The sequence below is a fragment of the Mesorhizobium sp. B2-8-9 genome, assembly GCF_006439475.1.
GTDB lineage: Bacteria > Pseudomonadota > Alphaproteobacteria > Rhizobiales > Rhizobiaceae > Mesorhizobium.
Map to the genome: position 1 here is coordinate 67,319 of NZ_VFTQ01000018.1, position 20,886 is coordinate 88,204.

General features: G+C 63.5%; 18 protein-coding genes and 1 pseudogene. 8 read left to right on the forward strand and 11 right to left on the reverse strand.

Translation table 11 applies throughout. The features are described from left to right. Window positions 1-26 precede the first annotated feature (26 nt). From FJ423_RS21050 to FJ423_RS21070, 5 genes are all read right to left on the reverse strand, one after another. Complete coding sequence (locus FJ423_RS21050) at window positions 27-1,682, reverse strand: ABC transporter ATP-binding protein (RefSeq protein ID WP_140844699.1); 1,656 nt, start codon at window positions 1,680-1,682, stop codon at window positions 27-29. Beyond that, window positions 1,682-2,506: an ABC transporter permease gene (locus FJ423_RS21055; RefSeq protein WP_095769416.1), complete on the reverse strand. Its 825-nt coding sequence runs from the start codon at window positions 2,504-2,506 to the stop codon at window positions 1,682-1,684. Before FJ423_RS21055 ends, FJ423_RS21050 begins: the two co-directional genes overlap by 1 nt. A gap of 12 nt (window positions 2,507-2,518) precedes the next feature. Next, window positions 2,519-3,478, reverse strand: coding sequence for an ABC transporter permease (locus FJ423_RS21060; protein WP_140844701.1), 960 nt, complete (start codon window positions 3,476-3,478; stop codon window positions 2,519-2,521). A gap of 16 nt (window positions 3,479-3,494) precedes the next feature. Further along, a complete protein-coding gene (locus FJ423_RS21065) occupies window positions 3,495-5,081 on the reverse strand; it encodes an ABC transporter substrate-binding protein (RefSeq protein WP_095769414.1) in 1,587 nt (528 codons plus the stop codon). A gap of 148 nt (window positions 5,082-5,229) precedes the next feature. After that, window positions 5,230-7,215, reverse strand: a complete 1,986-nt coding sequence (locus FJ423_RS21070) for a CocE/NonD family hydrolase (protein ID WP_140844703.1) — start codon at window positions 7,213-7,215, stop codon at window positions 5,230-5,232. Between the two features lie 186 nt (window positions 7,216-7,401). Between FJ423_RS21070 and FJ423_RS21075 the strand changes: the two are divergent. Both FJ423_RS21075 and FJ423_RS21080 read left to right on the forward strand, forming a co-directional pair. Then, window positions 7,402-7,657: pseudogene (locus FJ423_RS21075) on the forward strand (BrnT family toxin). Beyond that, on the forward strand, window positions 7,644-7,955 hold the full coding sequence (locus tag FJ423_RS21080; RefSeq protein ID WP_140679043.1) for a BrnA antitoxin family protein: 312 nt from the start codon (window positions 7,644-7,646) through the stop codon (window positions 7,953-7,955). The pseudogene FJ423_RS21075 and the gene FJ423_RS21080 overlap by 14 nt, the downstream one beginning before the upstream one ends. Window positions 7,956-7,965: 10 nt before the next feature. Here the strand turns inward: FJ423_RS21080 and FJ423_RS21085 are convergent, their stop codons facing one another. The 4 genes from FJ423_RS21085 to puuE all read right to left on the reverse strand — a co-directional run bounded on the left by FJ423_RS21085 (window position 7,966) and on the right by puuE (window position 11,446). Beyond that, on the reverse strand, window positions 7,966-8,559 hold the full coding sequence (locus FJ423_RS21085) for a nucleoside deaminase (protein ID WP_140844705.1): 594 nt from the start codon (window positions 8,557-8,559) through the stop codon (window positions 7,966-7,968). 15 nt (window positions 8,560-8,574) lie between these two features. After that, entirely contained in the window at window positions 8,575-9,066 is a 492-nt protein-coding gene (locus FJ423_RS21090) for an ureidoglycolate lyase (RefSeq protein WP_140844707.1), read from the reverse strand. After that, window positions 9,063-9,923: a bifunctional allantoicase/(S)-ureidoglycine aminohydrolase gene (locus FJ423_RS21095; RefSeq protein WP_140844709.1), complete on the reverse strand. Its 861-nt coding sequence runs from the start codon at window positions 9,921-9,923 to the stop codon at window positions 9,063-9,065. The genes FJ423_RS21090 and FJ423_RS21095 overlap by 4 nt, the downstream gene beginning before the upstream one ends. Before the next feature lie 98 nt (window positions 9,924-10,021). After that, window positions 10,022-11,446, reverse strand: coding sequence for an allantoinase PuuE (gene puuE / locus FJ423_RS21100; protein WP_140844711.1), 1,425 nt, complete (start codon window positions 11,444-11,446; stop codon window positions 10,022-10,024). Window positions 11,447-11,615: 169 nt separating this feature from the next. Between puuE and uraH the strand changes: the two genes are divergently transcribed. Genes uraH through xdhC form a run of 4 tightly spaced genes read left to right on the forward strand, consistent with a single transcriptional unit; the run spans window position 11,616 to window position 16,788 of the window. After that, the gene (gene uraH, locus FJ423_RS21105; protein ID WP_140844713.1) at window positions 11,616-11,990 is read left to right on the forward strand and encodes a hydroxyisourate hydrolase; all 375 of its coding nucleotides are present in this window, start codon (window positions 11,616-11,618) and stop codon (window positions 11,988-11,990) included. A 3-nt stretch (window positions 11,991-11,993) separates the two neighbouring features. After that, window positions 11,994-13,469 (forward strand): xanthine dehydrogenase small subunit, encoded by a 1,476-nt coding sequence (gene xdhA, locus FJ423_RS21110; protein ID WP_140844715.1) that lies wholly within the window; start codon window positions 11,994-11,996, stop codon window positions 13,467-13,469. Then, on the forward strand, window positions 13,469-15,832 hold the full coding sequence (xdhB, locus tag FJ423_RS21115) for a xanthine dehydrogenase molybdopterin binding subunit (RefSeq protein ID WP_140844717.1): 2,364 nt from the start codon (window positions 13,469-13,471) through the stop codon (window positions 15,830-15,832). The genes xdhA and xdhB overlap by 1 nt, the downstream gene beginning before the upstream one ends. Window positions 15,833-15,885: 53 nt before the next feature. Then, the gene (gene xdhC / locus FJ423_RS21120) at window positions 15,886-16,788 is read left to right on the forward strand and encodes a xanthine dehydrogenase accessory protein XdhC (protein WP_140844719.1); all 903 of its coding nucleotides are present in this window, start codon (window positions 15,886-15,888) and stop codon (window positions 16,786-16,788) included. Window positions 16,789-16,827: 39 nt separating this feature from the next. Here the strand turns inward: xdhC and dps are convergent, their stop codons facing one another. Beyond that, window positions 16,828-17,316 carry a DNA starvation/stationary phase protection protein Dps gene (gene dps, locus FJ423_RS21125; RefSeq protein ID WP_140844721.1) on the reverse strand — a complete coding sequence of 163 codons (489 nt, stop codon included), beginning with the start codon at window positions 17,314-17,316 and terminating at the stop codon, window positions 16,828-16,830. A 225-nt stretch (window positions 17,317-17,541) separates the two neighbouring features. Here dps and FJ423_RS21130 point away from each other — a divergent pair, with 225 nt between their 5' ends. After that, a complete protein-coding gene (locus FJ423_RS21130; protein ID WP_140844723.1) occupies window positions 17,542-18,372 on the forward strand; it encodes a PhzF family phenazine biosynthesis protein in 831 nt (276 codons plus the stop codon). A gap of 90 nt (window positions 18,373-18,462) precedes the next feature. On the opposite strand, the gene FJ423_RS21135 is transcribed toward FJ423_RS21130, so the two are convergent. Continuing rightward, complete coding sequence (locus tag FJ423_RS21135; RefSeq protein ID WP_140844725.1) at window positions 18,463-19,383, reverse strand: LysR family transcriptional regulator; 921 nt, start codon at window positions 19,381-19,383, stop codon at window positions 18,463-18,465. A gap of 276 nt (window positions 19,384-19,659) precedes the next feature. On the opposite strand from FJ423_RS21135, the gene FJ423_RS21140 reads away from it, so the two are divergent. Continuing rightward, complete coding sequence (locus FJ423_RS21140; protein WP_140844727.1) at window positions 19,660-20,886, forward strand: urate hydroxylase PuuD; 1,227 nt, start codon at window positions 19,660-19,662, stop codon at window positions 20,884-20,886.

Genomic DNA, 20,886 nt, shown 5'->3' on the forward strand with positions numbered 1-20,886 from the left:
CGCTTAACAGCTCTGCCGGAATTGCGTCAGTTGCCGGCGCTTTCCATGCGCCGTCCCTTGATGGCCTTCTCCAGCCAGCCGATTTCCATTTCGGGAACGGAGGACAACAGAAGGTCGGTGTAGGCGTCGAAGGGTGGCGTCAGCACCTTGCTTTTGGATCCGTAGCGCACCACCTCGCCGCGATACATCACAGCGATCGAATCGGCGATCGACTTAACCGTCGCCAGATCGTGGGTGATGAAAAGGTAGGCCACCTTCTCGATCTGCTGCAAGTTGAGCAGCAGCTTGAGGATGCCGTGGGCGACCAGCGGATCGAGCGCCGAGGTCACCTCGTCGCAGATGATCAGCTTCGGCTTGGCGGCGAGCGAGCGGGCGATGCAGACGCGCTGCTTCTGGCCGCCGGAAAGCTCGGCCGGATAGCGGTCGACGAAGCCCTTGCCCATCTCGATCTCGTCGAGCAGCTCGGCGACGCGCTTGTCGCGCTCGCGGCCCTTCATGCCGAAATAGAACTCCAGCGGCCGGCCGATGATGGTGCCTACCGTCTGGCGCGGATTCATCGCCACGTCGGCCATCTGGTAGATCATCTGCAGCTGGCGAAGGTCCTCCTTCGGCCGGTCGGCGAGTCTGTTGGCAAGCGTGCGGCCGTCGAAGACAACGCTACCTTTCTCGGGCGGCAAGAGACCGGTGATGGCGCGCGCCAGCGTCGATTTGCCGGAACCGCTCTCGCCGACCACGGCCAGCGTCTGGCCCGGAAAGATGTCGACCGAAACGTTCTTCAGCACCTTGACGTGGCCGCCGCCATAGGCGGCCGTCACGTTCTTCACCGACAGCATTGGCGTCGTGCCCGGCTGCTGTTCCTGGTGTTCGATCTGATGCACCGAGACCAGGGCGTTGGTGTATTCCTGGCGCGGCTCCTTGATGATCTGGCGGGTGCCGCCCCATTCGACCAGCCGGCCGTGACGCAGCACCATGATCTCGTCGGACACCTGTGCCACGACGGCTAGATCGTGGGTGATGTAAAGGGCCGCGACATGGGTGTCGCGGATGGCATCCTTGATCGCTGACAGCACGTCGATCTGCGTCGTCACGTCGAGGGCCGTCGTCGGCTCGTCGAAGACGATCAGGTCCGGCTCCGAGCACAACGCCATCGCCGTCATCACGCGCTGCAGCTGGCCGCCCGACACCTGGTGCGGGAAACGCTCGCCGATCGTTTCGGGGTTGGGCAGGCTGAGCTTCCTGAACAGGGCGACGGCGCGTTTCTCGGCCTCGGCGCGGGTAGCGGTGCCGTGCAGGAGCGTGGCCTCCACCACCTGGTCCATCAGTCGGTGCGCCGGATTGAAGGCCGCCGCCGCCGACTGGGCGACATAACAGACTTCGCGGCCGCGCAGCTTGCGCAGGCCTTCCTTGCCGCCTTTCAGTATGTCGCGGCCGTTGAGGATGACCTCGCCGCCGGTAATCCGAACGCCGCCGCGGCCATAGCCCATCGACGACAGGCCGATGGTCGACTTGCCGGCGCCGGACTCGCCGATCAGCCCAAGCACCTTGCCCTTCTCCAGCGTCAGCGAAACGTCGTGGACAAGCGTGATGGTTCTCGGTGCTTCGCCCGGCGGATAGACCGTCGCTTCGATGCGCAGGTTGCGGATGTCGAGGAGAGGACCGGACTTTGCTTTGCCGTCAACCATCAGCCGCGTCCTCCCTTCAGGCTCGTCGTGCGATTGAGCACCCAATCGGCGACGAGATTGACCGAGATCGCAAGTGCCGCGATCGCCGCCGCCGGGATGAGCGCCGCCGGAATGCCGAACACGATGCCGTCCTTGTTCTCCTTCACCATGCCGCCCCAGTCGGCATCCGGCGGCTGCACGCCGAGGCCGAGGAAGGACAGTGTCGACAGGAACAGCACAGCATAGATGAAGCGCAGCCCGAGTTCCGAGACCAGCGGCGACAGCGCATTGGGAAGGATCTCGCGGAAGATGATCCAGCCGCTGCCTTCGCCGCGCAGCTTCGCTGCCTCGACATAATCCATGACGTTGATGTCGACGGCGACCGCGCGCGACAGTCGGTAGACGCGGGTCGAATCGAGGATGCCCATGACCAGGATCAGCGTCACCAGGTTCGACGGCAGCACCGAAAGCACGACGAGGCCCATGATCAGCGTCGGGATCGACATGAGGAGGTCGACGAGCCGCGACAGGATCGTGTCGTACCAGCCGCCGAATACCGCCGCCGAAAAGCCGAGAATGGCCCCAAGCGAGAAGGACAGTGCCGTCGCCAGCACCGCGATGAACAGCGTGATGCGGGCGCCGTAGATCATGCGCGACAACAGATCGCGGCCGAGATTGTCGGTGCCCAGCCAGTGCGCGGCCGACATCGGCTCCCACACGTCGCCGATGATCTCGGCGTTGCCGTGCGGCGCGATCAAGGGCGCGAAGATTGCCGCCAGCACGAACAGCGCGGTCAGCACCAGGCCGGCCAGCGATGGCAGGGGGATGCGTCTGATATCGAGCATATCGGCCGCCCCCTACTTCGGATGCCTGAGCCGCGGATTGGCGACGATCGCCGCAATGTCTGCGATGATGTTGAGGGTGATATAGACGGCGGCGAAGATCAAGCCGACCGCCTGCACGACCGGCACGTCGCGCTTCGTGACGTGGTCGACCAGATATTGCCCCATGCCTGGATAGACAAAGATCACCTCGACCACCACGACGCCGACCACCAGATAGGCAAGGTTGAGCATGACGACGTTGATGATCGGCGCGATCGCGTTCGGGAAGGCATGCTTGCGGATAACGGCAGCGGCCGACAACCCCTTGAGTTCCGCCGTCTCGACATAGGCCGACTGCATGACGTTCAGGATCGCCGCGCGCGTCATGCGCATCATGTGGGCGAGCACCACCAGAGTCAGCGCCGCCGCAGGCAGCGCGATAGCCTGCAGGCGCTCACCCAAAGACATTCCGTCATAGACGGTTGAGATGGCCGGGAACCACTGGTGCTGGACCGCGAAGTAGAAGACGAGCAGATAGCCGATGAAGAACTCCGGGAAGGAGGTCGAGGCAAGCGCCACGCCGGAGATCAGCTTGTCGACCCAGCCATTGCGGTAACGCACCGCGATCAACCCAAGCGTGATCGCCAGCGGGATAGCCACGATGGCCGCCCAGAAGGCCAGGAACAGCGTATTCCACAGCCGTTCCTTGATCGAAGTCGCGATGTCCTGGCCGCTCGACATGGCGGTGCCGAGATCGCCGGTCAGCACGCCGCCCAGCCAGTGGAAGTAACGGATATAGGCAGGCTGGTTGAGCCCGAGCTGCTCGCGCAGATTGGCCAGCGACTCCGGGGTCGCCGATTGTCCAAGGATGGCTTGCGCGACGTCGCCGGGCAGAATCTGCGTGCCGGCGAAGATCAGGACCGAAACGGCCAGCAGAAGGAGGATGCCCAGCGCAACGCGCTGGGCCACCAGTTTCACGATGGGTGAGGACATCTCCGCAAGGCCGTGCTCAGGCTTCGAGCCAGCACTTCGCCAGCGCGTAGCCGTTGCAAAGCTCCTGATGCGGATCCTCCACCCAGCCAGCCACCTTGGGGCCTGTTGCGTCGATGAACTGATTGAACATCGGCAGAATCAGGCCGCCTTCGTCGCGCACCATGACGGCCATGTCGTGGTAGATCGCCTTGCGCTTGGCCTCGTCGAGTTCGGCGCGCGCGGCCAGCACCATCTTGTCGAAGTCCGGGCGCTTGAAGCGCGTGTCGTTCCAGTCGGCGGTCGACAGATAGGCGGTCGAGTACATCTGGTCCTGTGTCGACCGGCCGCCCCAATAGGAGGCGCAGAAGGGCTGCTTGTTCCAGACTTCGTTCCAATAGCCGTCGCCGGGCTCGCGCTTGAGCTCGATCTTGATGCCGGCCTTGGCGGCGCTCTGCTGGAAAAGCTGGGATGCATCGACAGCGCCCGGGAAGGCGACGTCCGAGGTCCTGAGCAGCACAGGACCGTCATGGCCGGACTTCTTGTAGTGAAATTTGGCCTTGTCCGGATCGTACTTGCGCTGCTCGATCTCGGTGAATAGCGGGTAGGAGGCGTTAATCGGGAAATCGTTGCCGAGCGAGCCGTAGCCGCGCAGCACTTTTTTCAACATCTCCTCGCGGTCGATCGCCAGCTTCAACGCCATCCTGAGATCATTGTTGTCGAACGGCGCCGTGTTGCAATGCATGATGAACACGTAGTGGCCCGGACCGGAGTGGTTGCGGATGGTGACGCCAGGCACGCGCTTGATCAGATCGACGATCTTCGGCTCGACGCGGTTGATCATGTTGACCTGGCCGCCCTGCAGGGCCGCCGTGCGCGCTGTCGCATCGTTGATGACGATGATTTCGATCTGGTCGGCGTGGCCCATCTTGTCGCCCTGCCAGTAATTGGCGAAGCGTTCGCCGCCATGGCGCACGCCGGGCTCATTGACCTTGACCTTGTACGGACCGGCGCCGATGCCCGCATCGGCCTTGTCCTTGCCGCCGTTCGGCTGCACGATCAGGTGATAGTCGCTGAGGAGGTAGGGGAGGTCGGCGTTGGGCTCCTTCAGCGTCAGCACCACTTCCTTGCCGTTGACCTTGATGGTGTCGATGCCCTTCATGTAGCCCAGCGCGCCGGACTTGGACTTCTCGTCCGAATGACGCTCGAGTGTGGCCGCGACGTCTTCTGCGGTAACCGTCTTGCCGTTGTGGAATTCGATGCCGTCGCGGATTTTCAGCGTCCAGACCTTGGCGTCGTCCGAAGAGCCGATCTCCTCGGCGATGCGGTTCTCCAGCTTGCCGTCGGGCGATAGCTCCACGATCAATTCGCCCCACATTTTGCCGAAGGCGAAGGGCACCTGGGTCATGAACAGGGCCGGATCGAGGCTGTTGGTGGATTCACCGCCGACCAGGCCGGCCTTCAGCGTGCCGCCCTTGACCGGGCCGGCAGCGCGCACGGCGCTGGAGAGCAGCGAGTTGGCGAAGGTAGCGGTGACGCCGAGCGCCGCGGCGCGACCGAGAAAATCGCGACGGCTAAGTTTTCCGGCCGCGACTCGCCGGCTGAGATAGTCGAGTTCGTTGGACATTATGGTTCCTCACTCTGGGTATCCGACCTTATGGTCGTTTCTTGCTATTGGAGGAGATAATGACCGTAAGGGAAAGCGGCAGGCAAGACCGAATGCGACATACGGTGGCGTAAATCGCACGTCGCATTTGGACCAATCTTGTTCCGACTCAAACCCGCGAGCGGGGAATCGCCTGCTCGAAGTCGCGTTCGAAGATCAGCTTTTCGCCCTCATAGGCTTCGATTCTGGCGCTGACGATGAAGTTTGCGGCGTCCGATCGCATCTCGGCAAAAGTCTCGGTCCGCACCGACCATTCATTGCGCGACAAGGTCTGCGTCCAATGCGTGGCTCCGGTGGCCGACAGCGGGTCGTCGGGATGGATCGTCCATATCTCGCGCACGACGCTGCCATTGGCCAGCCCATGGTCGATGTCGCGCACCTCGCCGAAATCGTCGGTTATGGAAAGCCTAACCAGCCCGGTCTTCTCGTCGCGATCGACATGGCGTTCGGAATTCGCCTGCCTGATCGTCTCGGTCGCCCACGGCGTCGCGCCTTCCGGCTCAGGGAATGAAACCTCATCCCCTCTTGCCAGCGGACGCCGCGGCAGCCTCAGCGTCGCCGTCGAGAGATCAAGCCGTACGGGTTCCGGCGAGGGCCAGATCATCGGCCAGTAAGCGGTCGAAACGGCGATGCGCAATTTGTGGCCGGCCGGCACACGATAGGCGCATTGGTCGAGCACGACGCGCGCCGAAACCGTCTGCCCGGGAACCAGCGCTTGCGGAAATTCATGCGAGTTGCGGTGGGTCAGATTGAGCACGCCATAGGAGATCAGCTCCGAGGCGCCATCGGGATGCACATCGCAAAGCCGCACCGCGATGTTGGCCTGCGGCCGGTCGGAGGCAAGCCGGACATCGAGCTCCGGCGCCCCGACGATGTCGATCGCTTCGCCGAGCTCGGGTTGATCGAAACAAACCGACAGCGCGTCGTCGGGGCGTTGGTCGCCCGGCAGTTCCGGCCCGAAGGTGAAGGGAAAATATTCGCCGCCGGCAAGTCCGCAGGTCTGCGGCGACGCGACGATCGCGGGCTTGGCGCCGTCGGGGATGAGCTCGATCGTCTCAAGCTTGATGTTGGCCGACGGCCAGGTCTGCTCGGCCACCCAGCGGCCCGGCCGCTCGGGATGCCAGCGCGCCGGGCGCACGCTGTCCATCACATAGGCGCGGTAGGCCGGATCGGCCTCGACGCCGGTTTCAGCGCCCTTCAGCCAGCGGTCCCACCAGCGCAGCGCTTCCTGCAGGAAGCCGATCGCCGGCTTGGGCCCGGCGTAATGCGGGTATTTGTGGATCCACGGACCGACGATACCTTTGACCGGTGACTCGATGTTGGTGACGAGATTGGAGATCGTGTTGCGGTAGCCGTCATGCCAGCCACCGATCGACAGCACGGCCGCTTTCACCGCCGAAAAATCCTCGCAGATCGAGCCGCGTTTCCAATAGGCATCGCGATGCTGGTGGCTGAGCCAGAGCGGGAGGAGAAAAGACTGGTTCTCCAGCCGGTTAAGCCACAAATCCCGCCAGCGGTTGCCGCCGGCAATCGCCGGATCCGGAGGCCGCGACGAATAGGACAGCATCGTCGAGGCCCAGCCGAAATTTTCCAGGAGCAGGCAGCCGCCCTTGTAATGGATGTCGTCGGCATAGCGGTCGACCGTCGAGCACAGGCTGATCACCGCCTTCAGCGCCGGCGGCTGCTTCGCCGCCACCTGCAGGCAGTTGAAGCCGCCCCAGGAAATGCCCATCATGCCGACATTGCCGTTGCACCAGGGCTGCGCGGCCGCCCAGGCGATGACGTCGCAGGCGTCCTGCAATTCCTGCTCGGAATATTCGTCGTCCATCAGCCCTTCGGAATCACCATTGCCGCGCATGTCGACGCGGATCGAGGCGTAGCCGTGCCCGGCGAAATAGGGATGGGTGAGCTGATCGCGAAAGATGGTGCCGTCGCGCTTGCGGTAGGGCAGGTGCTCAAGGATCGCCGGCACCGGATCGTCAGTCGCGTCCTCCGGCATCCAGACGCGCGCCGACAGCCGGCAGCCATCCGGCATGACGATGCCCATATCGGGAAATTCGACGACTTTACGGGGGAATTCGGTGACGGTTTTCATGGGGCGCATAACGCTACGCAGCGTGGCGACTTTCAATCGCCAATCGCGACTGGAGCATCAAAAAATGCGACCTGGGTCGTTAGCGAACGCAGCCTCGATTATCCGGCTTCCTCTTGCATTCCCTCGGGTAATTTATGTATTACGTTTATTCACGTGGCCCGACGCAGACACAGTGGATGATCTCGCCTGAAAATCGTTTGGGATGACCCAAAAACGGGTGACGAACCTCGCAAGCCGGGGTCTCGACTTCGCCGATCTCGATATCGAGTTTTTTGCCACGTCAATCGTCCTCTCGGCCAAAGCCGGTCGGCTGAAGGCGATTGGAGAATTTGGAGAGATCATTCTCGCCGTGATCTTCAAGCCGCTTGGTTCCGAAGCGATCTCGGTGATCTCGATGCGTCACGCCAGCCGAAAGGAAAGGTCCGTATATGAGCAACACTAAGTCACACATTCGGCGGCTTACCGATGCCGAGGAAGCCGAAATTCAAAGACAGATTGCTGCCGATCCCGAGGACGGGGAGGCGACCGACGAACAGCTGGCACAAGCCAAGCCTTTCGCGGAAGCGCTCCCGGAACTTTTCGAGAGCATAAGGCGTTCCCGTGGCCGACCGGCCCTGGAGAAACCAAAGCAAGTCGTCTCCATCCGCCTCGACCAGGACGTTGTCAGAAAATTCAAGGCGACCGGCAAGGGTTGGCAGGCACGGATAAATGAAGTGCTGAAAAACGCGAAGGTAAGGTAGGCTATACACTTCAGTTCAGCGGAATGTCGTTGTCGGCCTTGCTTGCCTGATAGGCCTCCGACAGCTCGTCATAGCGCGCCGAAATCCTGCCGATCCGAGCCTCCAGCCGCTTGCGCTCAGCGTCGGGCAAAGCCCTGACCAGCCTGCGTATGGAAAAGCTCTTCCAATAGGCGTTCTCGGCATTGTAGCCGCCTGGATCCAGGGTGAAGACCTCTTTCAGGATTCTCAGATCGTGCGGAATGGCAAAACTGTCGCGCGAATCCTCATGGCTGAAGAGGTAGTAGAAATTGTCGAAACCGGTCCAGGTGATCGCCGACAGGCAGAGCGAGCAGGGTTCGTGCGTGGCGACGAACAGCGCATCCTTGGTGTCGACGCGCTCGGCCTTGGGCATCTCGTAGAAGCGCTTCAGGCAGTGCACCTCGCCATGCCAGAGCGGATTTTCCATCTCGTTGTTGGTCTCGGCCAGCACCAGCGAGCGGTTGTCTTTCCGCAGGATCGCGGCGCCGAACAGCTTGTTGCCATGGGCGACGCCTTGCGCCGTCTTCGGCACGATGTCGTGCTCGATCACATCGAGCAGGCGGTCGATCAGCGAAATGTCGGTCATGGGGATCGCGAGCTTTCAGGGAAGGTGGATCTCGTAAGGATGCGAGAAATGGAACTCTTCGAGATTGGAGCCGTCGCCGCCCCGGTCGACGATGAGGAAATCCTGTTCCTCGCCGATCGGCGTCAGCACGCCGTGCCAGAGGTTGCGGCGGTAGTTGATGCCTTGTCCGGGGCCGGCGAGAAAGGCATGCGGCTCACCCGGACCGTCCTTGGTGTCATGGCAGACGACCACCAGGAACGGCCGCGGCGACAGCGGGATGAAGGCCTGGCTGCCGAGTGGATGGCGCTCGACCATAGTGAGCTTCAGCGGCATCTCATAGGGCGTGCCGCGCACCATGGAGATCAGCACGCGCGCGTTCGGCCCCGCGGCTTCCGCCGTGGCGAGGTCGTGATAGCGCATCGCCTTGCCGCCATTGATCGGGTAGCGGTTGTCGCCGCCCATGTCGATGACGTCGCCGAAGGGCGCGAAGTTCTCGCGGGTCAGCGGTCGGGCGACGATGCGGCTCACCGCGCCTTGCCCCCAAGATAGCCGCCAAGCCTGGCGTGCCGGTTGACGTCCTTGTAGAGCAGGTAGCGGAAATTGCCGGGGCCGCCGGCATAGCAGGCCTGCGGGCAGAAGGCGCGCAGCCACATGAAATCGCCGGCTTCGACCTCGACCCAGTCCTGGTTGAGGCGGTAGACCGCCTTGCCTTCGAGCACATAGAGCCCGTGCTCCATGACATGGGTTTCTGCGAAGGGGATGACCGCACCGGGCTTCAGCGTCACGATGGTAACATGCATGTCGTGGCGCATGTCGGCCGGGTCGACAAAGCGGGTCGTTGCCCAGCGCCCTTCCGTGCCCGGCATCGGGCTCGGCGCAACGTCCTGATCGCTCGAGAAGAAGGCTTCCGGCGCGTCGAGGCCGTCGACCGCCTCATAGGCCTTGCGGATCCAGTGGAAGCGAACGGCGCTGCCGCTCTCGTTGCGCACCGTCCAGCCGCTCGACGGCGGCAGGAAGGCAAAGCCGCCGGGGGCAAGTACATGTTTTTTGCCGGCAAGCGAAACGGTGAGCTCGCCCTCGACGACGAACAGCACACCCTCGGCGCCAGCGTCGAGTTCGGGCCGGTCGCTGCCGCCCCCGGGCAGAACTTCGACGATATATTGTGAGAACGTCTCGGCGAAGCCCGAGAGCGGCCTTGCGATGATCCAGGCCCGCGTCTCGTCCCAGAACGGCAGTGGGCTGGTGACTATGTCCTGCATCACCCCCCTGGGGATGACCGCATAGGCCTCGGTGAACACGGCGCGGCCGGTCAGAAGCTCGTTCTGGCCGGGATGGCCGCCCTGCGGGGCGTAATAGGTTCGCTCGGCAGTCTTGATCATATCCATCGGTCCTGGCCCTCAGAGCAATTCCAGGAAAAGTATGAAGCGGTTAGGTCGGCGGCTTCGCCGTGGCCTTCCATACGGAATTGCGTGAAAAACAAACATTAGAGTGGGAGCATGTCTTTCAGGCGAAGCAGCGCGATGCGTTCGACCTGTTTGCAGGCGGTTTCGAGCTCGGTGCCGCGGCTGTTGCCGATCCGCGCCTCGAACTCCGCCAGGATTTCGTCCTTCGTCTTGCCCTTGACCGCGATGATGAAGGGGAAGCCGAAGGTGGTGACATAGGCGGCGTTGAGTTTCGAGAACAGCTCGCGCTCCTTGTCGGTCAGCGCGTCGAGCCCGGCGGAGGCCTGCTCCTTGGCCGATTCCGGCGTCAGCCGCTTGGCCGCCGCCAGCTTGCCGGCGAGGTCCGGATGGGCGTTGAGGACGGAAAGCCGTTCGGCCTCGCTCGCCGCGCGGAAGACGCGGCAGAGCGCATTGTGCAGGCCGCCCGCGCTGTCATGCGCGGGCCCGAGTTCCAGTTCGTAGGCGCGCTCGGCGATCCACGGCGAATGCTCGAACACGCCGCCGAAGGCATGCACGAATTCCTCGAACCCCATCCGCGACGGCCGCAGCGCCGGTGCCTCGTAGGGGTGCGTCTCGCGCCAGTGTTTGGCGATGTCGATGCGCCGTGTCAGCCACACCTTGTCATGCGATTTCACATAGTCGACGAAGCGCTTCAGCGCCGCTACCCGTCCGGGACGGCCGACCAGCCGGCAATGCAGGCCGATATTCATCATGCGCGGCCTGCCCGCCTTGCCCTCGGCATAGAGCGTATCGAAACTGTCCTTCAGATAGGCGAAGAACTGGTCGCCGGAGTTGAAGCCCTGCGGCGTCGCGAAGCGCATGTCGTTGGCGTCGAGCGTGTAGGGGATGATGAGCTGCGGCTTCTCCAGCCCGTCGCGGTCGAACCAGTAGGGCAGCTCGTCGTCATAAGTATCGGAGACGTAGTCGAAGCCGCCTTCCTCGGCGACGAGCCGCACCGTGTTCACCGAAGTGCGGCCGGTGTACCAGCCGGTCGGCCGCGCGCCGGTCACCTCGTAGTGCAGCTTGATCGTCTCTTCGAGATCGCGCCGCTCATCCTCGGCCGAGTGGTCGCGGTAGTCGATCCATTTCAGCCCGTGCGAGGCGATTTCCCAGCCGGCCTCCTGCATCGCCGCGACCTGGTCGGGCGAGCGCGCCAGCGCCGTGGCGACGCCATAGCAGGTCACCGGCACTTGCGCTTCGGTGAACAGCCGGTGGAGCCGCCAGAAGCCGGCCCGCGCGCCGTATTCATAGATCGATTCCATGTTCCAGTGGCGCTGGCCGACCCAGGGGGCCGCGCCGACGATCTCCGACAGGAAGGCTTCGGAAGCCTTGTCGCCATGCAGCACGCAGTTCTCGCCGCCCTCTTCATAGTTGACGACGAACTGCACCGCGACATGCGCGCCGCCGGGCCATTTCGGATCCGGCGGATTTGCCCCGTAACCGCGCATGTCCCGATCGTAACGCATTGCCGCTCCTGCCCGATGGTCGAGATGAAGATATCGAAAGGAGTGCGCATGCATTCCCCCGAAAATTTTTGAAAGTGCTTTTTGCCACGCTCCGCTCGACCGGGGCTTATGCATAGCCTTTAATTGGCGCACAATTGACCTGAAACTGAACCGGGATCGGAGGCGGCCAGTGGCAGAGACGTCGAAAGCCGATGGCGGGCGCCTGACGACCCATGTGCTCGACACCGCGGCCGGCAGGCCTGCAAAGGGCCTGTCGATAGGCCTTTTTCGCATCGAGGGCCAGGGCCGCACGCACCTCAAGACCGTCGCCACCAACGATGACGGGCGCTGCGACGCGCCGCTGCTTGCCGGCGCCGATTTCCGCATCGGCGAATATGAGCTGGTCTTCGCCGCCGGCGACTATCTGCGCGGCCAGGGGATCGACCTGCCGCAACCTGCTTTCCTCGACATCGTGCCGATCCGCTTCGGCATGGCGGAAGCACGGCACTACCACGTCCCGCTCTTGATTTCGCCTTACGGCTACTCGACCTATCGGGGGAGCTGAGACATGGCTGAGACCCGCAACGAAATACGCTTCATCCTGAACGGCAGCGACGTGGCGCTGAAAGACGTCGCGCCCGATGCGACCTTGCTCGACTGGCTGCGGCTCAACCGCTCGCTGCGCGGCACCAAGGAAGGCTGCGCCGAGGGCGATTGCGGCGCCTGCACGGTGCTGGTCGGCAAGCTCTCCACCGAAGGTCTCGTCTATGAAAGCGTCAATGCCTGCATCCGCTTCGTGGGCTCGCTCGACGGCACCCATGTCGTCACCGTGGAGCATCTGCGCGGCGACGGTGAAAAACTGCATCCGGTGCAGCAGGCGATGGTCGATTTCCACGGCTCGCAATGCGGCTTCTGCACGCCGGGCTTCATCATGTCGCTCTACGGGCTGTGGATGAAGACGCCCGACCCGTCCAACGCGGCGATCGAAAAGGCGCTGCAGGGCAATCTGTGCCGCTGCACCGGCTATGAGGCGATCATGCGCGCAGCGCACGCCATTTCGAGCTACGGCAAGGCGGCTAAGGATCCGCTGGCCGTGGAGCGCGACGACATCACCGCGCGGCTGAAGGTACTGCGCGATGGCGCCAGGGTCGAGATCGGGTCGGGCAAGGCGCGGCTGATCGTGCCGGCCAGCGTCGACGATTTCGCCGTCTTGCTCGAGAAGGAACCGGGCGCCACCATCGTCGCCGGCTCGACCGATGTCGGCCTGTGGGTCACCAAGCATATGCGCGACATCTCGCCGGCGATCTTTATCGGCGGCCTCGACGGCTTGCGTACGACCTCGGAAAAAGACGGCGTCATCACCATCGGCGCCGGCGTGACCTACACCGAAGCCTTCGAGACGCTGTCGAAGCGTATCCCGGCATTGGGACCGCTGGTCGACCGCATCGGCGGCGAACAGGTGCGCAACATGGGCACCATCGGCGGCAACATCGCCAACGGCTCGCCGATCGGCGACATGCCGCCGCCATTGATCGCGCTCGGCGCGCAGCTCACGCTGCGCAAGGGCGAGGCCCGCCGCACCATACCGCTCGAAACCTTCTTCATCGCCTATGGCAAGCAGGACCGTCAGCCCGGCGAATTCGTCGAATCCGTGCATGTGCCGGTGCCGGCAAAGGACACGAAGTTTGCCGTCTACAAAGTTACCAAGCGCCGCGACGAGGATATCACCGCGACGCTCGGGGCATTCAACCTGACCTTGGCCAAGAATGGCGCGGTAGCCGACATCCGCATCGCCTATGGCGGCATGGCGGCGACGCCGAAGCGCGCCGCGGCAGTCGAAAAGGCGCTTATTGGCAAAATCTGGAGTGAAGCGACAGTGGAGGCCGCGATGGCGCAATACGCCAGCGACTTCACGCCGCTGACCGACATGCGCGCGACCGCCGAATACCGGGCGCTGGCGGCAAAGAACCTTCTGCTGCGCTTCTATATCGAGACGACCGGAACGAAAGCGCCGTTCCAGGTCTCGCGCAACGAGGCCGCCTGATGAACAAGCACGCCACTCCCAATCTCAAGGCGGAAAAGATCGCAGGCGGTGTCGCCACCGACCAGCGGCACGATTCCGCGCACAAGCATGTCAGCGGCGCCGCCGTCTATATCGACGACATGCCGGAGCCTGCCGGCACGCTGCATATTGGCCTCGGCCTGTCGAAGATCGCGCACGGCACGCTGAAAAGTGTCGACCTGTCGGCCGTGCGTTCGGCGCCGGGCGTGGTCGATGTCCTGACCTATGCCGACGTGCCCGGCGAGAACGATGTTTCGCCGAGCAACATGCATGACGATCCGGTGCTCGCCGAGGGCAAGATTGAGTTTTACGGCCAGCCGATCTTCGCCGTGGTTGCCGAGACGCGTGAGGAAGCGCGCCGCGCGGCGCGTCTCGCAAAAATCGAGTATGACGAGCTTCCGGCCGTCATCGACATCTGGAATCTCGACCCGGTCAACGACAAGCAGGTCACCACGCCGTTGATCCTGAAGCGCGGCGATGCCGCCGCGGCGATTGCCGCCGCTCCGCGCCGCATCAAGAACCGCATGTGGCTCGGCGGCCAGGATCATTTCTATCTCGAAGGCCAGGTCTCGCTGGCGATCCCCGGCGAGGACGACGAGGTCGTCGTCTATTGCTCGACGCAGGGTCCGAGCGAGACGCAGCATCTGGTTGCCCATGCGCTCGGCGTGCCGAGCCATGCGGTGACAGTCGAAGTGCGCCGCATGGGCGGCGGCTTCGGCGGCAAGGAGACGCAGGCCAATCAGTGCGCGGCCATCGCGGCCATCGCCGCCAAGAAGCTGAAGCGCGCGGTGAAAATCCGGCTCGACCGCGACGAGGACATGACCGCCACCGGCAAGCGGCACGACTTCGCCATCGACTACGAGGTCGGCTTCGACGACGAGGGTAATATCCTGGGCGTCGACTTCACCTATGCGTTGCGCTGCGGGTTCTCCGCCGACCTCTCCGGTCCGGTCGGCGACCGCGCGCTGTTCCACTGCGACAACGCCTATTTCTATCCTGCGGTGCATGCGAAATCGGCGCCGCTCTATACCAATACTGTCTCCAACACCGCCTTTCGCGGCTTCGGCGGCCCGCAGGGCATGGTCGGCGCGGAGCGCGTCATCGACGAGGTTGCCTTCGCCGTCGGCAAGGACTCGCTCGAGATCCGCAAATTGAATTTCTACGATCCGATGGAGGCGATCGGCGAGCGCAGCGTCACGCCGTACCATCAAAAGGTCGAGGACTGCATCATCCAGCGCATCGTGGCCGAGCTGGAGGAAAGCGCGAACTATGCGCGGCGACGCCGCGAGATCAGCGCCTTCAACAACAACAGCCGCTTCATCAAGCGCGGTCTGGCGCTGACGCCGGTAAAGTTCGGCATCTCCTTCACCAAGACCGAGGCCAACCAGGCCGGCGCGCTGGTGCATGTCTATGCTGACGGCTCGGTGCATATGAACCATGGCGGTACCGAGATGGGGCAAGGCTTGCACCTCAAGGTGGCGCAGGTTGTGGCGGAAGAATTCCAGATCGACCTCGATCGGGTGAAGATCACCGCCACCACCACCGCCAAGGTGCCGAACACCTCGCCGACGGCCGCGTCGTCCGGCGCCGACCTCAACGGCATGGCGGCGCAGGATGCTGCCCGCCAAATCCGCAAGCGGCTGACCGATTTCGCAGCGGACAAATACCAGGTGCCGCACGATCAGGTCGTGTTCCTGCCCAACCGGGTGCGCATCGGCAACCAGGAAGTGGCCTTCAACGATCTGGTCAAGCAGGCCTATATCAATCGCATCCAACTCTCGGCGGCCGGTTTCTACAAGACGCCGAAGATCCATTGGGACCGCAGCAAGGGCCGCGGCCATGCCTTCTACTATTACGCCTATGGCGCAGCCTGCTCGGAAGTCTCGGTTGACACGCTGACCGGCGAATATGTCGTCGAGCGCACCGATATCCTGCACGACGCCGGCCGTTCGCTGAACCGGGCGATCGATCTCGGCCAGGTCGAGGGCGGCTTCATCCAGGGCATGGGATGGCTGACGACGGAGGAGCTCTGGTGGGACGACAGCGGACGACTGCGCACGCATGCGCCGTCGACCTACAAGATCCCGCTCGCGTCCGACCGTCCGAAGATCTTCAACGTTAAGCTGACTGACTGGTCCTCGGCCTATGAGCCGACCATCCACCGCTCCAAGGCTGTAGGCGAGCCGCCGCTGCCGCACGGCATGTCGGTGCTGCATGCGCTGTCGGATGCCGTCGCGAGCGTTGCCGGTCACAAGATCTGTCCACGTCTCGATGCTCCGGCGACGCCGGAACGGGTGCTGATGGCGATCGAGAGGTTGAAACGGGAAGCCGCGAAGCCGGCTTAAAACGTGCAATTCGGGCGGAAAAACCCTATATTTCCCAAGTGGAAATGCAGACGATGAACTCGAAGGCGCAACAGCTGAAGGAATTCCTCGGCCGGGTCGGCCGGGCTGCATTGGTGGAGGTGGCGGCGACGAAGGGTTCGACGCCGCGCGAAGCCGGTGCCTTCATGCTTGTCTCGGCATCGTCGATTTTCGGCACCATCGGCGGCGGTCAGCTCGAATATATGGCGATCGACAAGGCGCGGCAGGTATTGAATGCAGGGCAGCGGTCGCGATCTCCGGCCGGTGAAGCCCGTATCGAGGTCGATGAGATCTGCGCAACGCTTGACGTTCCGCTCGGGCCGGAAATCGGCCAATGCTGCGGCGGCCGCGTCGAGGTGTCGATCCGCCTCGTCGATGCTTCGCTGGAGCAGCAGCTGATCGCCAACGCTGAATCGGAAGAGGCGCGTCTGCCGCATGTCTATCTGTTCGGCGGCGGCCATGTCGGTCAGGCATTGGCAGCTTCGCTGGCGCTGCTGCCGATCCATGTCTTCGTCGTCGAGACCCGCGCCGAGGCGCTGGAAGGCATGCCGGAAACGGTGAAGACGCGGCTGACATCGTTGCCCGAAGCCGTGGTGCGCGAGGCCCCGGCGGGATCGGCCTTCGCGATCCTGACCCATGATCATGCGCTGGATTTCTTGATCGTCGCCGAGGCGCTGAAGCGCGACGACAGCGCCTATGTCGGCATGATCGGCTCGAAGACCAAGAAGGCGACCTTCAGGAACTGGTTCCTGAAATCCGCCGAGGGTAGCGAAGCGCAGTTCGCTCGGCTCGTCTCGCCGATCGGCGGCAATGCGGTGAAGGACAAGCGCCCATCGGTGATTGCAGCGCTCGCCGCCGCAGAGATCATGACGGCGCTGGTGTCGCACGGCGCTCAGCCGGCTGCTTCGGCCGCGCCTGAAAAGACGATGGCGAGCTAACTCCTGCCGGCTATGTTGTGAAAGCCAGGAAGTGCCTGGCTATTCCTTTTCCTGCGTGTGCGCCTCGAGGAACCACAGCAATTTGTCGAGCGAGCGCGAATAGGCGGTGAAGATGTCCGCCGTATCGCGATCGCCGGCGTCGTCGGCCTCGTCGATTGCTTCGCGGGTCAGCTTGGCGGCCGTGGCATAGCTGTCGATCAACGCCGCCAGATGATCCTTGGTCTTGTGGATGTCGGTCGGATAGGGTTTTAGCCTCGTCGCCTTCGACACCTCCTGCGAGGTGCCGTGCGCGGTGCCGCCGAGCTGCACGGCGCGCTCGGCGATAATGTCGACATGGCCGTCGATCTCCTCGCGGAATTCGTCCAGCATCTCGTGGATGGCGATAAATTGCGGGCCCTTGACGTTCCAATGCGCCTGTTTGGTGATCAGCGCCAGGTCGATGGCGTCGGCAAGCCCGGCGTTGAGCAGATCGATCGATTCCTTCTTGGCATCGGATTTGAGGTCGTTCTTGGTGACGATGGCGTCCATGGTCGGCTCCTGTCCCGCTGCGTCGCATGATGAAAGCTGAAGGCGGCCCGAGCGACCGCCAATCGTCAGAACGGCGATGACCAGAATTTCGTTCCGCGTTGGATCGAGAGGCGCCATCCCCGATTGCAGGTGTGACTGGCGCTCACCGCTGCTTGCTGCTTTCCTCATTTCCCAAAGTGGCGCGAAACGTGTTTGTTGCGCCTCACGGATACCGGGGTCAGGAACATGGACGTATTGAAGATCGCCGCCTTTTCGGATGGAGACACCGGCGGCAATCCAGCCGGCGTGGCCATCGGCGATATCTTGCCCGATGCCGCCGACATGCAGCGTGTCGCGGCGGAAGTTGGCTTCTCGGAAACCGCCTTCGCGGCGCCCGAGGGCGACGGCTGGCGCGTGCGCTATTTTTCGCCGGAGTCGGAAGTGCCGTTCTGCGGCCATGCCACGATCGCGCTCGGCGCGGCGCTGGTCGGAAAGTTCGGCGACGGCATTTTCAGGCTGACCCTCAACCAGGCGGACATCACCGTCGAAGGCTTTCGCGATGGCGCCAATTTTGCCGCCGCCCTGCAGTCGCCACCGACGCGCAGCAAGCCCGCTTCGTCGGAACTGGTCGGCGAAGCGCGCGCCTTGTTTGGCTATGAGCCGGCCGATCTCGACCCCGCCATTCCGCCGGCGCTCATCCATGGCGGCGCCGATCATCTCGTGCTGGCGCTGAAGTCGCGCGCGGCGTTGGCGGCCATGGCCTATGACTTGAAGCAAGGCCAGGCCTTCATGCAGCGGGAAGGACTGGTCACCATCCTCCTCGCCCATGCCGAGACGCCGCGCCTCTTTCACACGCGCAATCCCTTCGCGTCCGGCGGCGTCTACGAGGACCCGGCGACGGGTGCCGCGACCGCTGCCTTTGCCGGCTACCTGCGCGATCTCGGCTGGCCGCATGGCGGCGCCATCGACATCGTCCAGGGCGAGGATATGGGCATGCGCTCGCGGCTTCACGCCGACATTCCGCCGGCGCCGGGCAGCTCGGTCAGGGTGTCCGGAACGGCCAGGCTAATGGACTGATCCGAGGCCATTCCAGGAAAAAGTGCGCCGCGGCTAGGCCTGGCGCCTTTCGCCGTAGCCTTCCGTCCGGGATGGCAACGCCACCGGCCGTTACTTCCCGGCCAGGAGGTCCTTGATCAGCCGCTGGCAGCGCTCGGCCATGAAGTCGAGAAGCAGCCGCACCTTCGGATCCTGCAGCTTCTTGTGCGGATAGACGGCGGCGAACTGCACCGGCGTCGGCGGCGCCTGGGGCAGGATCACCTTCAGCCGCCGGTCGCGGATGAACGGCTCGACCTCGAAACGCGGCTTGTTGATGATGCCGCGCCCCGATAGTGCCCAGCCGGTCAGAACGTCGCCGTCGTCGGTGTCATAGGGACCGTGCACCTCGAATTTCTGCGGTCCGTTCGGCGTCTGCAGCGTCCAGACATATTCACGCGCGCCGGCATAGCGCAGCATCAGGCAGTCGTGCTTTTTACCGATCAGCTCCTGCGCCTCGGTCGGCTCGCCGCGCGCTTCCAGGTATTTCGGCGCCGCCACCAGCACGCGCTCGCATTCCATGATGCCGCGCATCCTGAGGCTCGAATCCTCGATGATGCCGAGCCGGAAGGCGACGTCGATGCCTTCCTTCATGATATCGACATTGTGGTCGGAGAGCCGAAGCCTCACCTCGATATCGGGATATTTGTCGTGGAAGTCCGGAATGCCTGACGCGATCAGCCTCCGGCCGAGGCCGAGCGGCGCCGTAACCCTGATGGTCCCGCGTGGCTGGCCGGAGAGCGCGGCGACCGCCGCCTCCGCCTCGGTGATCGCGTCCAGCACCTGCTTGGCGCCGGTGTAGAACACCGTGCCATGCTCGGTCGGCATCAACTGTCTTGTCGTACGGTTGAACAGCCGCACCCCAAGGTGTTTCTCCAGTTCCTTGATGCGGTTGGAGGCGACCGCCGGCGAAATGCGCATGTCGCGCCCCGCCGCCGAAAGATTGCCGAGCTCGACGACACGAACGAAGACAGCGATGTTGTCGAGATAGGCCATGTGTGGCTCTCAAGCGGCTGCGCGAAGGTGTGTGGAGATTCAGCTGATGCCGGCCTGCAAACGCCGGGTTCCTGCGCTTCCGGTGCTCACGTACTTCAACTACGCTCCGCTCCGGTTCTCGAAACCCGCCGTTTTCGGCTCGGCCTGACCTGAATCCTCGCACACCTTAGGCAACCCTAGTATTTTCCTTTTTTTTTTGAAAGTCATCGCGCACCTCGCCTCTTTTCGTTTGCGCGCCAGACCGTAAAGTCGCTCTCATCGGCAGGGACGAGTGCAATGATGGATTTCGCGATTTTCTGGGACTGGCTGAGCTTCGCGGTCCGCTGGCTGCACGTCATCACCGGCATTGCCTGGATCGGCTCATCCTTCTATTTCGTCGCCCTCGACCTCGGCCTGCGCCAACGGCCCGGCCTGCCCGCCGGCGCCTTCGGTGAGGAGTGGCAGGTGCATGGCGGCGGCTTCTACCACATCCAGAAATATCTGGTGGCTCCCGCCGAGATGCCGGAGCATCTCACCTGGTTCAAATGGGAATCCTACGCCACCTGGCTGTCGGGCTTCGCCATGCTCTGCGTGGTCTACTATGCCGGTGCCGATCTCTTCCTGATCGATCCCAACGTGCTCAACATCTCGGTGCCGGTCGGCATTCTCTTGTCGCTGGCCACCATCGGCGTCGGCTGGATCGTCTACGACCTGCTCTGCCGCTCGCCGCTCGGCAAAAGCGACACCGGCCTGATGCTGGTGCTGTACTGCGTGCTCGTCTTCATCGCCTGGGGGCTGACGCATCTCTTCACCGGCCGCGCCGCTTTCCTGCATCTCGGCGCCATCACCGCCACGATCATGTCGGCTAACGTCTTCATGGTCATCATCCCCAACCAGAAGATCGTCGTCGCCGACCTGATCGCCGGCCGCAAGCCCGACCCGAAATACGGCAAGATCGCCAAGCAGCGCTCGTTGCACAACAACTATCTGACCTTGCCGGTCCTGTTCCTGATGCTGTCGAACCACTACCCGCTGGCCTTCGGCACTGAGTTCAACTGGGTCATCGCTTCGCTGGTCTTCATCATCGGCGTTCTGATCCGGCACTATTTCAACACCGTGCATGCAAGGAAGGGCAACCCGACCTGGACATGGTTGGGCGCGGCCGTGCTGTTCATGATCATCATCTGGCTGTCGACCGTGCCGAAGGTGCTGACCGGCGAGCCGAAGACCTCCGCCGCCTCCGCTGCAGCGCAGATCTACATCGCCTCGGCGCATTTCCCGGCCGTGCGCGACACCGTGCTTGGCCGCTGCTCGATGTGCCACACGCAAGAGCCGGTCTATGAAGGCATCTACCATGCGCCGAAGGGCGTGCTGCTCGACACCGACGAGCGCATCGCCGAGCATGCGCGCGAGATCTACATCCAGGCCGGCCGGGCGCATGCCATGCCGCCTGCCAATGTCAGCCACATAACCGACCAGGAACGGGCCCTTCTGGTCGCCTGGTTCGAAGGGGCCGGAAAATAA